12 protein-coding genes are annotated in these 15,289 nt (G+C 71.6%); 10 read left to right on the forward strand and 2 right to left on the reverse strand.

Annotation, left to right across the window (positions count from 1 at the left end):
• Nucleotides 1-191 precede the first annotated feature (191 nt).
• Nucleotides 192-1,715, forward strand: coding sequence for an ABC transporter substrate-binding protein (locus WBG79_RS20205; RefSeq protein ID WP_337359026.1), 1,524 nt, complete (start codon nucleotides 192-194; stop codon nucleotides 1,713-1,715).
• 338 nt (nucleotides 1,716-2,053) lie between these two features.
• On the opposite strand, the gene WBG79_RS20210 is transcribed toward WBG79_RS20205, so the two are convergent.
• Both WBG79_RS20210 and WBG79_RS20215 read right to left on the reverse strand, forming a co-directional pair.
• Complete coding sequence (locus WBG79_RS20210; protein WP_337359027.1) at nucleotides 2,054-3,385, reverse strand: NAD(P)/FAD-dependent oxidoreductase; 1,332 nt, start codon at nucleotides 3,383-3,385, stop codon at nucleotides 2,054-2,056.
• A gap of 29 nt (nucleotides 3,386-3,414) precedes the next feature.
• Complete coding sequence (locus WBG79_RS20215) at nucleotides 3,415-4,158, reverse strand: GntR family transcriptional regulator (protein WP_337359028.1); 744 nt, start codon at nucleotides 4,156-4,158, stop codon at nucleotides 3,415-3,417.
• A gap of 161 nt (nucleotides 4,159-4,319) precedes the next feature.
• Here WBG79_RS20215 and WBG79_RS20220 point away from each other — a divergent pair, with 161 nt between their 5' ends.
• The 9 genes from WBG79_RS20220 to WBG79_RS20260 all read left to right on the forward strand — a co-directional run bounded on the left by WBG79_RS20220 (nucleotide 4,320) and on the right by WBG79_RS20260 (nucleotide 14,898).
• On the forward strand, nucleotides 4,320-5,333 hold the full coding sequence (locus WBG79_RS20220; protein WP_337359029.1) for an SIS domain-containing protein: 1,014 nt from the start codon (nucleotides 4,320-4,322) through the stop codon (nucleotides 5,331-5,333).
• A 16-nt stretch (nucleotides 5,334-5,349) separates the two neighbouring features.
• Nucleotides 5,350-6,213: a PfkB family carbohydrate kinase gene (locus tag WBG79_RS20225; protein ID WP_337359030.1), complete on the forward strand. Its 864-nt coding sequence runs from the start codon at nucleotides 5,350-5,352 to the stop codon at nucleotides 6,211-6,213.
• A gap of 3 nt (nucleotides 6,214-6,216) precedes the next feature.
• Nucleotides 6,217-8,268 carry a hydantoinase/oxoprolinase family protein gene (locus WBG79_RS20230; protein WP_337359031.1) on the forward strand — a complete coding sequence of 684 codons (2,052 nt, stop codon included), beginning with the start codon at nucleotides 6,217-6,219 and terminating at the stop codon, nucleotides 8,266-8,268.
• Nucleotides 8,268-9,890, forward strand: a complete 1,623-nt coding sequence (locus tag WBG79_RS20235; RefSeq protein ID WP_337359032.1) for a hydantoinase B/oxoprolinase family protein — start codon at nucleotides 8,268-8,270, stop codon at nucleotides 9,888-9,890. The genes WBG79_RS20230 and WBG79_RS20235 overlap by 1 nt, the downstream gene beginning before the upstream one ends.
• Before the next feature lie 84 nt (nucleotides 9,891-9,974).
• Nucleotides 9,975-10,922 carry an ABC transporter permease gene (locus tag WBG79_RS20240; protein ID WP_337359033.1) on the forward strand — a complete coding sequence of 316 codons (948 nt, stop codon included), beginning with the start codon at nucleotides 9,975-9,977 and terminating at the stop codon, nucleotides 10,920-10,922.
• The gene (locus WBG79_RS20245) at nucleotides 10,919-12,742 is read left to right on the forward strand and encodes a dipeptide/oligopeptide/nickel ABC transporter permease/ATP-binding protein (protein ID WP_337359034.1); all 1,824 of its coding nucleotides are present in this window, start codon (nucleotides 10,919-10,921) and stop codon (nucleotides 12,740-12,742) included. Before WBG79_RS20240 ends, WBG79_RS20245 begins: the two co-directional genes overlap by 4 nt.
• Nucleotides 12,739-13,725, forward strand: coding sequence for an ABC transporter ATP-binding protein (locus WBG79_RS20250; protein ID WP_337359035.1), 987 nt, complete (start codon nucleotides 12,739-12,741; stop codon nucleotides 13,723-13,725). Before WBG79_RS20245 ends, WBG79_RS20250 begins: the two co-directional genes overlap by 4 nt.
• 19 nt (nucleotides 13,726-13,744) lie before the next feature.
• Nucleotides 13,745-14,170, forward strand: coding sequence for a RidA family protein (locus WBG79_RS20255; RefSeq protein ID WP_337359036.1), 426 nt, complete (start codon nucleotides 13,745-13,747; stop codon nucleotides 14,168-14,170).
• A 14-nt stretch (nucleotides 14,171-14,184) separates the two neighbouring features.
• Entirely contained in the window at nucleotides 14,185-14,898 is a 714-nt protein-coding gene (locus tag WBG79_RS20260; protein ID WP_337359037.1) for an SDR family NAD(P)-dependent oxidoreductase, read from the forward strand.
• Nucleotides 14,899-15,289 lie beyond the last annotated feature (391 nt).

Genomic DNA, 15,289 nt, shown 5'->3' on the forward strand with positions numbered 1-15,289 from the left:
CGCGACGGGCGCTCGCTTTTCCCGCCAGTCTGCCTTCGCGCGCGCGCCTTGTCGACGGCGACGCGGCCGGGGGAATGCGGGGCGGCAAAAGAAATTGGCCTAGCCCAAGCCGAGACCGCATTGCCTTGGTGGATGCATTGGTATACACCAATTCCGCCGCCCTTCGGTCGCGCTCTCGTGGAGGCCCTCCAATGATCCTGCTGTCGCGCCGTACCGTCCTCGCCGCCGGGGCCGCCCTGCCCCTGACCCGCGTCCGCGCCTTCGCGGCCGCCCCGTCGAACGTCCTGCGCTTCGGCCTGTCCAGCTTCCCGCCGAGCCTGCAGCCCTGGGTCCACACCGGCACGGCGGCGCTGACCGTCAAGCTCCTGGTCTTCCGCGGCCTGACCGGCTTCGGTCCGGACGGCGAGGTCCGCCCCGAACTCGCGGAGAGCTGGGCGACCGAGGGCGCCACCACCTGGGTGTTCAAGCTGCGCAAGGCCGAGTTCTCCGACGGCCGGCCGGTGACATCCGAGGATGTCAAGTGGACCCTCGAGCAGATCGCCGCCGACGCCTCCACGGCCTTCCTGAAGAACGAATTCAAGGGCGTCGAGCGGATCGAGACGCCCGACCCGCAGACCGTCCGGATCACCATGCGGCAGCCGACCGTCACGCTGCCGGTCTGGCTCGCCAGCCCCCACGCCCCGATCATCGCCAAGGGCTCCACCGAGGGCGGTGCCCTCGGCATCGGCGCCGGCCCCTTCGTCATGAAGGGTCAGGAGCGCGGCGTCTCCATCGACGTGGTCGCCAATGAGAAATACTACAAGCCCGGCATGCCGAAGGTTGGCGCCATCAAGATCATCGCCTACGCGGACGAGAACCTGCGCGTGGCCGCCCTGCAGGCCGGCGACGTCGACCTGATCGAGTACGTGCCCTGGCAGCACATGGGCGCCATCGAGAAGGACCCGAAGCTGAAGCTCGACGCCGCCGACGGCCCCTTCATGGCGCTGAACTTCAACGGCGAGACCGGCCCCTTCAAGGACAAGCGCCTGCGCCAGGCCGTCGCCTACGCGATCCGCCGGGAAGAGATCGTGGACGCCGCCTTCTTCGGCCGCGGCCGGCCGCTGACCGGGCTGCCGATCCCGCCCACGAGCCCCTACTTCAACGAGGCCGCCTCGAAATACTGGGGCTACGATCCGGACAAGGCCAAGAAGCTGATGGCCGAGGCGGGCGTGCCAAAGGGCTTCGCCTGCACGCTCCTGTCGACCGCGCAATACGGCATGCACAAGTCGACCGCCGAGGTCGTCCAGGCCCATCTCTCCGAGATCGGCATCGACGTGAAGCTGAACCTGCCCGACTGGGCGACCCGCGTGAACCTCGGCAACAAGGGCCAGTACGAGTTCTGCGTCCAGGGCACGACCGCCGACAATAACGACCCGGACGGCCTCGCCCCGATCCTGAACGGCCAGCTCCCCCCCAGCGTGTCGCGCAGCTACGGCATCCCGACGCCGGAGATCGACGCCCTCTTCGCCAAGGGCCGCGCCGAGTTCGACATCGCCAAGCGCAAGGCCATCTACGCCGAACTCGAGAAGGTCGCGCTCGACGCCGCCTCCCTGGTCGGCCTCGCCTGGCGCTCCCAGGGCTACGGCATGGTCAAGTCCCTGACGGGCTTCAAGAGCCTCCCCGGGGGCACCAACTTCTTCTCCGGCTACCTGCTCGAACAGGCCTCCCTCGGCTGAGCCGCCCCCGATCCGCGAAGCCTCGGGCCGCTCCTCCAGGGAGCGGCCTTTTTCTTCAGGCCGGTGTCCCGGGTTCTGACGCGCCTTGTCCGGGGATGCGGGCGGAGACGTGGAGCCGAACTAACAACCCCCTTTAGGGCCGACCCCAAGGCACATCCTCTCCCCCGCATCCCCGGCCGAAGCGCCGGGGGCCAGCGCATTCTGCAGGGTGAGGGCCGGGCCTCCCGCAATGCCCGCCACGCCCGTCATCCCCGCACCCGCTGGACCCCGGATCTGCGGCGCATTCCGCGCCTTGCCCGGGATGCGGAGGAACGTCCGGGGATAGAGGGGAGAGGTCGCTACGCCGCGCGGCCCACGCCAATGGTGCGGGCCAGCCTCGGGAAGCGTTCGGGGCGGTAGGGGAGCGGGTCGACGATGGGCTTGGCACCGGTGACGAGGTCGGCGACGAGGTGGCCGGCGCCCGGGCCGATGCCGAAGCCGTGGCCGGAGAAGCCGCTGGCGATGAGGAGGCCGGGATAGCGCGGCACCCAGCCGATGACCGGGACCGCGTCCGGCATGGCGTCGACGAGGCCGCCCCAGGCGCCCGCCACCCGGGCCTCCGCGAAGGCCGGGAAGGCGGCCTTCACGTTGGCGAGGCCCTCGTCGAGGAGGCCCTGGGAGGGCTCGGGATCGAGCGCGCGCACCTGCTCGAAAGGCGTCCGCTCGTCGAGTTGCCAGCGCCGCGCCAGGCTCGCCTCCTCGATGAAGCGGCGGCCGACCCTGAGCCGCAGCTCGCCACGCTGCTTGACGAGCGAGGGGAAGAAGTCGGCGAAGAGCCGGAAGCTGTCCGGCACCACCTCGGCGACGCTGGCGTTGCGGCGCGCCACCGAATAGCCGCCGTCGAGCCGCTTGCGGAAGGCGAAGTCGGAGCCCCCGACCGCCAGAGTCGGCGGCCCCTCCAGCGGCTCGGTGCGCAGGACCGAGCCGAGCAGCTTGAGCTGCGGGAAGTCGATGCCGAGGTTGCCGAGAAACAGGCGCGACCAGGCGCCGCCGGCGAGCACCACCGTCGAGCAGGCGATCGCCCCCCGCTCGGTCACCACGCCCGAGACCTGGCCGGCCTTGGTCTCCAGCCCGCGGACCGCGCAGTTGGTCAGGATCCGCGCCCCGAACCGGCGCGCCACCTCGGCCATCGCCGGGACCGCCTTCTGGGGCTCGGCCCGGGCGTCCGCCGGCGTGTAGAGCCCGCCCACGAAACGCCGCCGCACCCCGGGGATCAGGGCCTCGAGCTGAGCGCCGCGCAGCACCCGCGACTCGATGCCGTAGATCTTGGCATGGTCGAGCCAAGCGACCTGGGCCGCGAGTTCCTTCTCGGTGTCGGCCACGTAGAGGATGCCGGCGCGCCGGAAGCCGAGCTCCGCATTGGTCAGCTCGCTCATCTTCTCCCAGAGCGTCTGGCTGACGAGCCCGAGCGGAATCTCGCCCGGATCGCGCCCCATGACGCGCACCCAACCCCAGTTCCGCCCGGACTGCTCCTGCGCGATGCCGCCCTTCTCGCAGAGCGTCACCTCGACCCCCCGCAACGCCAGGAACAGCGCCGTGGTCACGCCGATGATGCCGCCGCCGATCACGACGACCTCGGACTTGGCGGGCAGTTCGGCGTCCCCCTCGAAGGGGTCAATGGTGATGCGCATCGGTGTTCCTCGGCGGATGGAAGGAAGGCTCAGCCGGGCGGCGTCGCCCGGAAGACCACATGGGCGGGATGGTTGACGGACTTCATGTACTCGACCGGCCGCCCCTCCCCGTCGCGCGCGACGAGGCGCATGACGAGGGTGGGCGAACCAGGCTCCAGGCCGAGGAGCCGGCCCTCCAGGTCGGCCGCCGGCGCGGCGCTGATCTCCCGCTCGGAGGCCGAGGCCTCGACCCCGTAGCGGCCGCGCAGGAGCCCGTAGAGCGACTGCCCGGCGACCAGGTCCTCCGCCACCAGGTCGGGAAAGCGCGCCGCCGGCAGGTAGCTGGTCTCGATGCAGAAGGGCATGTCGTTCACGGTCCACAGCCGCCGGCACATGAGGAGCTCCGTCCCGACCGGCACCTTCAGCCGCTGGGCCGTCGTCTCCTTGGCGCTCGCCATGCCGAAATGCAGGAGCTTGTTGCCGGGCGTCCCGCCCGCGGCGAGCACGATCCGGGCGATGCCCCCGGCGGGCTGCATGTCGATCGGACGGGCGACCTGCGGCAGCGGCAGGCGCGTGCCGCTCGTCGAGTTGCGCTCCAGAACGCCGCGCTCGACCAGCTTGTCGATGGCCTTGCGGACGGTCATGCGGTTGACCCCGAGGGTCTCGGCGAGCGTCCGCTCCGACGGCACCTTGTCGCCGGGTCCGAAATCCGGGCCGCTGATCAGATCCAGGATGTAGTCCTGGATCTGCACGTAGACCGGCTTTCGGGACCCCTCCTCGTCGCGCTGCAGCATGACCGGTTTCCTGGCGATTCTCCGCAAGCTTCGCACTATACCAGCACTTTCCCGGTGCAGTGCCGCACGCATTTCCGGCCTCTTCGGACGGGCTTGACAGCCAATTGGTATAGGTGTTGGTATACTCCAATCACCCGGCCCGATCCAGCGGAAACATCCGAATGTCCATCGCCTACGATGCGCCTGCGACCCTGGCCGGATTCGACCAGACCCGCCGCCAGCTCGCCGACGCCTACGCCCTCGGCCGATCGCTGGCAGGCGACGTCGACCGCATCCACTTCGTCGCCTGCGGCTCGGCGAACCGCGCCATGCGGGGCCTCGCATGGTGGATCGAGCATCTCTCTCCGAGCCTGGAGGTGAAACGGTCGTTCCCCGCCGAGTTCATGGCCCAGGACCCGCGGCGTCTCGACGGGCGCACCCTGGTCTTCCTCGCGTCCAAGTCGGGCAACACGCCCGAGACGGTCGCGGCGGCCGGCTTCCTGAAGGACCGCCCCGCCAAGGTCGTGGCCTTCTCGCAATTCGCCGACCGCCCGCTCGCCCGCGAGGTCGGGACCACCTTCCTGGTCGGCGACACGGCCGAATCCTTCACCGCCATGGCGATGCTGATGCATGCCCTCGTCGCAGGTCTGCTCGCCGAACGCGACGGCTGGACCGAGGCCGGGAATCTGATGGCCGGGCTCGACGCCCTGCCGGCGGCCGTCTGCCAGGCCGCCGTGGCCAACGACGCCCGGGCGGCGCGCGACGCCGAGGCGTTCCGGGACGACGACCGCATCTACCACGTCGCCTCCGGCCCGGGCTTCACCACCGCTTACGTGTTCGGCGTCTGCATCCTCATGGAGATGCTCTGGCTCCACAGCTATCCGATCGACGCCGCCGAGTTCTTCCACGGCCCCTTCGAGATCGTGGACAAGCAGACGCCGCTCGTCCTCCTCATGGGCGAGGACCCGACCCGGCCGATCATGGACCGCGTCGAGCGCTTCTGCGACACCTATGCGGAACGCGTCATGAAATACGACAGCCGCGTCTACCCGATGCCCGGCGTGCCGGCGTCGGCCCGGCCGATCCTCGCCCCCTACGTGCTGCAGGCGGCGCTGAAGCGCTACGCCGCGCACCTCTCCGTGCTCCGCGACCAGCCCCTGAGCACGCGCCGCTACATGTGGAAGGTGGCCTACTGAGCCGGAGCGGATGGTCGTGGCGAAGCCCCTGAAGATCCTCGGCCTGGGTGACAACACGGTCGACACCTATGTCGACCTCGGCCTGCAGTTCCCGGGCGGCAACGCGGTCAATGTCGCGGTCCTGGCCCGGCGCCTCGGCTGCGAGACCGCCTACATGGGCTGCCTCGGCTCGGATTCGACGGCCGCCGTGATCGAGACGGCACTCCGGGACGAGGACGTCGACCTCGCGCGCTGCCGCCGCCGGCCCGGGCCGAACGCCCGCGTGCTCATCGCACACAACGAGGGCGACCGCCGCTTCGTCCGCTCCTCGCCGGGCGTCCGCGGCGCGTGGGGTGGCTTCGACGCGGCGGACCTCGCCTATGTCGGCAGCTTCGACCACGTCCACACCAGCATCTACAGCGAGCTCGGCTCGGCCCTGCCGGCGATCGGTCGGGTCGCCCGCAGCCTCTCCTTCGACTACTCCGAGCGCTGGACCCCGGAGAACCTGGCCGCCACCCTGCCCGATGTGGGCATCGCCTTCCTGTCCTACCCCAAGGTGGCCGAGGCCGAGTGCCGTCGGCTCGCCGAGGACTGCGCCGCGCGAGGCCCCCGCATCGTCGTCGTGACCCGCGGCCTGGACGGTTCGGTCGCCCTGGTCGACGGCGAATGGCACCGGGGCGGCGTCGTGCCGACCGAGGTGGTCGACACGCTGGGCGCCGGCGACGGCTTCATCACCGCCTTCCTCGTTTCGCGGCTCTGCGGCCGCACCGTGCCCGAAGCCCTGATGGCCGGCGCCGCCCATGCGGCGTCCGTCTGCCGCTACCGGGGCGCCTTCGGTCACGGCTCCCCCTGGACCTCCGGCGAGCATCTGGAACAAGGTGCCGCGAGCATGGGAACCTGAGACATGGCTTGGCGCATCGGCATCGATTCCGGCGGCACTTTCACGGACGTCTGTCTGTTCGACGACGCGACCGGCCGCGTCGAGGTCTGGAAGGTGCCCTCCACGCCCGACGACCCGTCCCGCGCCATCGCGCGCGGCACCGAGGAGGGCCTCGCCCGCGTCGGCGCCGGGGCGGCGGACGTCGTCTATTTCGGCCACGGCACGACCGTCGCCACCAACGCGCTGATCCAGCATCGGGGCGTGAAGACCGGGCTTCTCACCACCGCCGGCTTCCGCGACCTCATCGAGATCGGCCGCCAGAAGCGGCCCGAGCTCTACGACCTGCAGGCCGACAAGGCCCCGGCGCTCGTCACCCGCGACCTGCGCATCGAGGTCGGCGAGCGCCTGCGCCATGACGGCTCGGTCATGACGCCCCTCGACGAGGCCGCCGTCCGCGCCGCCGCCCTGACCCTGAAGGCCGCCGGCGTGAAGGCCGTGGCGATCGGGTTCCTTTACGGCTTCGTCCGCCCCGACCACGAGGTCCGCGCCCGGGCCATCGTCGAGGAGGTCTTCCCCGACGCCTTCGTGTGCGCCTCCCACGAGGTCGCCCCCGAATTCCGCGAGTACGAGCGGATCTCCACCGCCGTCGTGAACGCCTATCTGGGCCCGGTCATGCACGGCTACATCCGCCGGCTCGCCGCCCGCCTCGCCGAGCTCGGAATCGCGGTCGCCCCGCACCTGACCCAGTCCAACGGCGGCGTCATCGGCTTCGACGCGGCCGCGCGCCTGCCGGTCCGCACCGTCCTCTCCGGTCCCTCCACTGGGGTGGTCGCCGGCCAGGCGCTCGGCGTCATGACGGGTATCCCCGACCTGATCACCTTCGACATGGGCGGCACGTCGAGCGACGTCGCGCTCCTGAAGAACGGGGTCGCGGGCCTCGCCAGCGACGCGACCGTGCACGGCTATCCGATCAAGGCGCCGATGCTCGACATCCACACGGTCGGCGCCGGCGGCGGCTCGATCGCCCACATCGACTCCGGCGGCCTCCTGAAGGTCGGCCCGCGCTCGGCCGGCGCCGACCCCGGCCCTGTCTGCTACGACCGCGGCAACACCGAGCCGACCGTCACGGACGCCAACGTGGTGCTCCAGACCCTGAACCCGCAGGAACTCCTCGGCGGCCGCATGAAGATCCGCCAGGATCTCGCTGTGGCCGCGGTGAAGCGCCTCGCCGAACAGCTCGGCATGGACCCGATGGAGACCGCGCAGGGCATCGTCTCGGTGGTCACCGCCAACATGGCGAAGGCGATCCGGGTGATCAGCGTCCAGCGCGGCCACGACCCGCGCGACTACACCCTCGTCGCCTTCGGGGGCGCCGGCCCGGTCCACGCCGCCCGGCTCGCCCGCGAGCTCGACATGAAGCGCATCCTGGTGCCGAGGAATCCCGGCATCGGCTGCGCCCTCGGCCTGCTGCTGACCGACCTGCGCGCCAATTTCGCCACCACCCGCCTGATGACCCTCGCCGCGGGCCTCGAGTCCGAGATCGGCGGAATCTTCGAGGGCCTCGCCGCCGAGGCGGGCCACTGGTTCGACGAGGAGGCCGTGGCGTCGGCCGACCGCCGGCTCCGCCGCACGGTCGACATGCGCTACCGGGGCCAGAACTACGAACTCGCCATCGACGTCCCCGACGGCCCGGTTGGCCCCGCCACCCTGGCGGCGCTCGCGGACGGCTTCGCGGCCGCCCACAAGCGCCTCTACGGCTTCGTCGCCGCCGAGGAGGCCGTGCAGCTCGTCACCTTCCGGGTCGAGGCCATCGGCTTCGTGCCGAAGGCCGAGTTCAAGCCCGAGCCCGACGCCGGCCCGGACGCCTCCGCGGCGAAGATGGGCGAGCGCGAGGTGTGGTTCCCCGAGGCCCACGGCTTCGTGCGCGTGACCGTGTACGACCGCGAGAAGCTGAAGCCCGGCAACCGCATCGTCGGCCCCGCCATCGTCGAGCAGATGGACGCCACCACGGTCCTGCTGCCCAACATGACCGCCCATGTCGAGCCCTACCTCAACCTGATCCTGGAGACGCTCTGATGCACGCCCCGCGACCGGAGCCCGTGGCCGTCGACCCGATCACCGTCGAGGTGATCGGCAGCGCCTTCTCGTCGATCACCGAGGAGATGGGCGAGGCGCTGGTCAAGGCCAGCTACTCCACGAACATCAAGGAGCGGCGCGACTGCTCCACCGCCCTCTTCGACCTGGACGGCACGACCCTCTGCCAGGCCGAGCACATCCCCATGCACCTCGGCAGCTTCATCGGCATCATCCCGCACATCCTGAAGCGCCATGCGGTCGCCGACATGCGCTCCGGCGACGTCTTCATCGGCAACGACGCCTACGAGGGCGGCGGCACGCACCTGCCCGACATCGTCCTCGCCGAGCCGATCTTCCACGACGGCGTCATGGTCGCCTGGGCGGTCAACACCGCCCACCACGCCGACTTCGCCGACCGCGGCCACGCCCACATCTTCCAGGAGGGCATCCGCATCCCGCCGATCCGCCTCTACCGGGCCGGCGAGCTCTTGACCGACGTCCAGGAGCTGATCCTGCTGAACTGCCAGGTCCCGCGCGAGCGCCTGTCGGACCTGCGCGCCCAGATGGCCGCGAACCGGATGGGCGTCGAGCGCGTCGGGGCGCTTTGCGACAAGTACGGCCGCGACGTCGTGCTCGCCGCCGGCCGCGCCCTGCAGGACTATGCCGAGCGCAAGATGCGCGCCGGCATCGCCGCGATTCCGGACGGCACCTACCGCTTCGCCGACCGCTTCGACGGCCCGGAGATCGAGGGCGACATTGAGTTCAAGGTCGAGATCACCGTGCGGGGCGACGAGATGCATCTGCATTTCGACAGCCCCAGGCAGGTCCGCGCCGGCTTCAACATGGTCTATACCGCGCTGCTCTCGACCGTCTACTACGCGGTCAAGACCGTGGTCGACCCGACCATCCCGCCGAATTCCGGCCTCGCCCGCCCGCTGACCGTCACGGCGCCCGAAGGCACCGTGCTGAACTGCAAGTCGCCCGCCGCCGTCAACGGCCGCATCGCGCCCTGCCAGCGCGTCGTCGACCTGATCCACGGCGCCCTCGCCCAGGCGGTTCCCGACCGCGTCATCGCCGCCTGCAACGGCGCCTGCGCGTCGGCCGTCTTCGTCGGCGAGATGCCCGGCACCGGCGACCTCTGGGTCTACCTGGAGACGATCGGCGGCGGCTCCGGGGCCCGGCCGAACAAGGACGGCCTCGACGGCGTGCACGTGCACATGACCAACACCTCGAACCTGCCCGTCGAGGCGCTGGAGGTCGAGTATCCGCTGACCGTCGTGCGCTACGAGCTCGTCGACGGCTCCGGCGGCCGCGGCCGCCAGCGCGGCGGCATGGGGCTGCGCCGCGTCTACCGCGCCGAGGCGCCCTGCCGGGTCGACATCGACGGCTCGCGATTTCACACGCGGCCCTGGGGCCTCGCCGGGGGCGAGCCGGGCGCAGGCGGCGCCTTCGAGTTCGGCGAGGGCGTCGGCCCGTTCCGGCGCGGCGAGGGTACGCTGGAGCCGGGCCAGACGGTCGGCATCGTCACCCCCGGCGCGGGCGGCTACGGCCCCTACGCGGAGCGCGACCCGGCCGCCGTCGAGCGCGACCGCGCCGAGCGCCGCATGCTTGAAGGAGCGTGAGCGGATGCCGGGCGTGGCCGCACTGAAGCACCGTCGGCCGCGCCCCGGCCCCGCCGCCGCATCCTCGAGGACGGGAGCCCGCGCGTGATCTGGCTCGGCAAACGCCTCCTGACGGCGGTCTTCCTGGTCTGGGCTGTGGCGACGCTGGTCTTCCTGGCGATCCACCTCGTGCCCGGCGATCCCGCCGAACTTCTGCTTGCCCAGCAGGGCGGCTCGCCGGACCCGAGCGCCGTCGCGGCCCTGAAGGCGCAACTCGGGCTCGACCGGCCCGTGCTGGTCCAATACGCCGACGCCATGCTGCGGCTCGTCCGCGGCGACCTCGGCGCCTCGCTGCGCGACGGCACGCCCGTCACCGCCCAGATCGCCCTGCGGCTGCCGCGCACCCTGGAGCTGATCGGCGCCGCCGGGCTGATCGCGGTCCTTCTCGGCATCCCGATCGGCACGCTCGCGGCCGTCAACCGCGACCGCCCCTTCGACCGCATCGTCTCCGGCTTCGCCGGCCTCACCCTGGCGGTCCCGGTCTTCGTCCTCGGCACGCTCTGCATCATGGTCTTCGCCCAGTGGCTCCGCTGGGTGCCGGCGGGCGGCTACGTGCCCTTCGCGCAGGACCCGGGCAAGCACCTCCTGCTCCTCTCCATGCCGGCGCTCTGCATCGGCCTCGGTCTCGCCGGCATGGTCACGCGCATGACCCGCACGGCGGTCCTCGACGTCATGGCCCGCGACTTCGTCCGCACCGCCCGCGCCAAGGGCCTGCGCGGCACGCCCATCCTGGTCCACCACGTGCTGCGCAACGCGCTCATTCCGGTCGTCACCGTGCTGGCCCTGAACCTCGGGGGCCTGCTCGGCGGCACCGTGCTGGTGGAGTTCGTCTTCAACTGGCCGGGCCTCTCCGGCTATCTGGTCAGCGCCGTCGGCGCGCGCGACTATCCCGAGGTGGTCGGCATCATCCTGGTGATCTCGATCCTCTTCGTCCTCCTCAACATCCTGGTCGACATGGTCTATGTCGCGCTCGACCCGAGGGTGCGCCAATGAGGAGCCGCTTTCCCTGGGTCGCCGCCCTCCTGCTCGTCCTGCTGATCGGCCTCGCCCTGGCGGCCCCCTACCTGCCGCTCCAGAACCCCGTGCGCATGAGCGTGCCGAAGCGCATGGCCCCGCCGAGCTGGGATTTCCCGCTCGGCAACGACGAGTTCGGCCGCGACGTCCTCTCCCGCATCGTCTGGGGCGCGCGCGCCTCGCTGCTCGTCGCCTTCGCGTCCGCCGCAATCGCCTCGGTCGTCGGCACCGCCCTCGGCGTGCTCGGCGGCTACCTGCGGGGCACCACCGAATTCATGGCGCTGCGCTTCGTCGACGTCCTCCTCTGCTTCCCGCCCCTGCTCCTCGCGCTGCTGGTTGTCACCCTGCTCGGCCCCGGCGTCGGCACGCTCATCCCGGTCCTCGCGCTGGTCTTCATCCCGGGCTTCACGCGCGTCGCCTATGCGGGCGTCCTCTCCGTCCGCAGCCACGAATATGTCGAGGCCGTGCGCGCCCTCGGCGCCGGTCCGGGGCGGATCATGTGGCGGACGGTGCTGCCCAACATCGGCGGGCCGATCCTGGTCCAGTTCAGCCTCGTCACCGCGACCGCCGTCGTGCTGGAATCCGGCCTCTCCTTCCTGGGCCTCGGCGTGGTGCCGCCGGCGCCGTCCTGGGGCCTGATGATCGGGTCGGCGCGGGCCACCATGACGCAGCAACCGCTCCTGCTGCTCTGGCCCTGCCTCGCGCTGACGCTGACGATCCTGATCATGAACGCGCTCTGCGACGGCCTGCGCGACCTCTTCGACCCGCATCCCGAGCCCGCCTCGCTCTGGGGCCGCCTGACCGGCCTCCGCCCCGCCACGGACCCGGCGGCGCCCGCGCCGGCCCTCCTCGACATCCGCGACCTGACCCTCGAGATCCCCGCCGCCGACTACACGATCCGCCCCGTCCGCGACCTGTCGCTGCATGTCGCCCGGGGCGAGACGCTGGCGATCGTCGGCGAATCCGGGTCCGGCAAGTCGCTGACCGGTCTCGCCGTCATGGGCCTGCTGCCGGCCGTGGTCCGCCCCGCCGCCGGCTCGATCCGCTTCGACGGCCGCGAACTCCTCGACCTCGACGAGGCCGCCCTCGCCGACCTGCGCGGACGGTCGGTGGCTATGATCTTCCAGGACCCGATGTCGAGCCTGAACCCGGTCCACCGGGTCGGCGACCAGATCGCCGAGGCGATCCTGGCCCATGGCCGGCTCGGCCGCGGCGCGGCGATGCGCAAGGCCGTCGACCTGATGGCGAGCGTCGGCATCCCGGACCCGGAGACACGTGCCCGTGCCTTTCCGCACGAGCTCTCCGGCGGCATGCGCCAGCGCGTCATGATCGCCATGGCGATCGCCAACGACCCCGTGCTGCTGATCGCCGACGAGCCCACCACCGCGCTCGACGTCACCATCCAGGCGCAGGTGCTCGAGCTGCTCGCGGACCTGAAGACGCGCCTCGACTTGGCGATGATCTTCGTCAGCCACAGCCTGCCCGTGGTCGCCTCCATCGCCGACCGGGTCGTCGTCCTCTACGCCGGCGAACTGGTCGAGGAGGGCCCGACCGCCGCGGTCTTCGCCCGCCCGCGCCACCCCTACACGGCCGCCCTGCTGGCGAGCGCCCCGGACGACAGCGGCCGCGCCCCGAAGCCGATCGAGGGGACCGTGCCGGCCCCCAACGAGATCCCGCCGGGCTGCGTCTTCGCCCCGCGCTGCGCGCTCCGCGTCGCCGCCTGCGAGGCGAGCCGGCCCGCCCTGGAGTCCCCGGCCGAGGGCCGGGTGACCCGCTGCCTGCGCTGGAGGGACCTGTGAGCGAGCCGCTCGTCCGCGCCGACAAGCTCTCCCGCGCCTTCCCGGCCCGCGGCGGCCTGCCGCTCTTCGGCAAGCGGCGGTCGATCCGCGCCGTGACCGACGTCGACTTGACCGTCGCCCGCGGCGAGACGGTCGGCCTCGTCGGCGAGAGCGGGTCCGGCAAGTCGACCATCGGCCGCATGGTGCTCGGTCTGTCACGCCCGACCGCCGGCACGGTCCGGTTCGACGGCATCGACGTCGCCGCCGCCGACCCGGCGACCCTGCGGGCGCTGCGCCGGCGCATGCAGCTCGTCTTCCAGGATCCCTATTCGAGCCTCGACCCCCGCCGCCGCATCGGCGCGCAGATCGCCGACGGCCTCGATATCCACGGTCTCCTGCCGCCGAAGGATCGCCCCGCCCGGGTCGCCGAGCTCCTCGCCGCCGTCGGGCTGCGGCCGGAGCACGCCGAACGCCACGCCCATGCCTTCTCGGGCGGCCAGAGGCAGCGCATCGGCATCGCCCGCGCGCTCGCCACCAACCCGGACTTCATCGTCGCCGACGAGCCCGTCTCGGCGCTGGACGTCTCCGTTCAGGCCCAGGTCCTGGCCCTGCTGGAGGACCTGCGCGCCCGCCTCGGCCTCGCCATGCTGTTCATCAGCCACGACCTGCCGGCCGTCCGCCATCTCTGCGACCGCGTCGTGGTGCTCTACCTCGGGCGGGTGATGGAAGAGGGCCCGACCGCCGAGGTCTTCGGCAATCCCCGCCACCCCTACACCCGCGCGCTCCTGTCCGCCGCCCCGTCGCTCGACCCCGCCCGCCGCCGCCGGCGCGACATCCTGATGGGCGAACCGCCGAGCCCCGCCGACCCGCCGTCCGGTTGCGTCTTCCGCACCCGCTGCCGCTTCGCGACCGCCGACTGCGCCGCCGTCGTGCCCCCGCTCGAGACGGTCGGCCCCGACCACCGCGCCGCCTGCATCCGCCTGGACGCCGTCGGCGAAGCCTGAACCCCGAGGAGAAAATCCCATGGCCGAGATCGTCAAGGTCAAGTCGAACAGCAAGTACGAGGAGCTGATCGGCTATTCGCGCGTCGTCGTCGCCGGCGACACCATCTACGTCTCCAACACCGCTGGCCGCGACTACGGCACCCGCGAGATCGCCCCGGACGCCGCCGGACAGGCCCGCAAGGCCCTGAAGAACATCGAGGGCGCGCTCGCGTCGGTGGGGGCAGGCTTCAAGGACGTGGTCCGCTTCCGCGGCTTCGTACCCGATCCGGCCGACATGGAGGCCGTCAACGCGGTCTATGCCGAGGTCTTCAAGGGCATCGACCCGGCCTGCACCTGGACCTGCACGCCCCTCGCCCACCACGAGATGAAGGTCGAGTTCGAGGTGACGGCCTACCGCCGCCGGGATCCCGCCGCGCCCGAGGAGCGCCGCCGCATCACGCTCTGAACGAGGAGGCCCGCATGCTCGCTCCACAAGGCCGCGTCGCGCTGATCTCCGGCGCCAACCGGGGGATCGGCAAGGCGATCGCCGAGACCCTCCATGCCGACGGCTGGTCCGTCAGCCTCGGCGCCCGCGACCTTGGCTCGCTGCGGCGCCTGGCCGAAGGCTGGGACCCGACCCGCGTCCACTGCGCCGTCTATCGCGCGGAAGACTGGGCGACACACCGCGCCTGGGTGGCCGGGGCGGTCGCCCGCTTCGGCCGCATCGACGCGCTCGTCAACAACGCCGGCACGAACTCCACGGCCCGCATCCCCGACATCGCCCCGGAGGAGGTCGACCGCGTCTTCGCCGTCAACGTCAAGGGACCGCTCGGACTGACCCAGGCCGCCCTGCCCCACCTCGCCGCGAGCGGCACCGGCCGGGTCCTCAACGTCGCCTCGCTGTCCGGCAAGCGCGTCCGCAACGACCACGTCGCCTACGGCATGTCCAAGTTCGCCCTGGTGGCGCTGACCCACGCCACCCGCCGCCTCGGCTGGGCCGACGGCATCCGCGCCACGGCCCTCTGCCCGTCCTTCGTCGACACCGACATGGCGGCCGGGATGAACAAGCTGCCGGCCGCCGAGATGACGAGCCCCGCCGACCTCGCCCGCCTCGCCGCCACCCTCCTGAGCCTCCCCAACACCGCGACCGTCGCCGAACTCCTGGTCAACTGCCGCCTCGAGGACATGCTCTGACCGGCGGAGGAGTCCCCGTCGGCTGCGACCGACGAATGCACGGCAGAGCCACGCCGGGAAAGCCTCCCCACGGGTGTCATCCCGGCCATCGCGCCGGGACCCATTGGCCGCGCAAGGGGGCGGGACCGTGCGAGACGGATCATACCGGTCCCGCGAAGGACCGACCCTTCGGTCTGTCTTTTGGGGCTTGACCCCACAACCAGTCGGCGAAGATTGAACGCTGGCCATGGATGCCCGGGAAAAGCCAGGCATCACGAAAACTGCGCTCGCAGAAGGGGATGAGAGGCCAATGGATCCCGGCGCGATGGCCGGGATGACACGCGTGGGGAGGTCGGGAAGCCACTCGCAGCCGTGCCGAACTCAACTCGGCGGCCCGTCCGCCACCCGACGC

It is taken from the genome of Prosthecomicrobium sp. N25 (assembly GCF_037203705.1).
In the GTDB taxonomy this organism is placed as follows: Bacteria; Pseudomonadota; Alphaproteobacteria; order Rhizobiales; family Ancalomicrobiaceae; genus Prosthecodimorpha.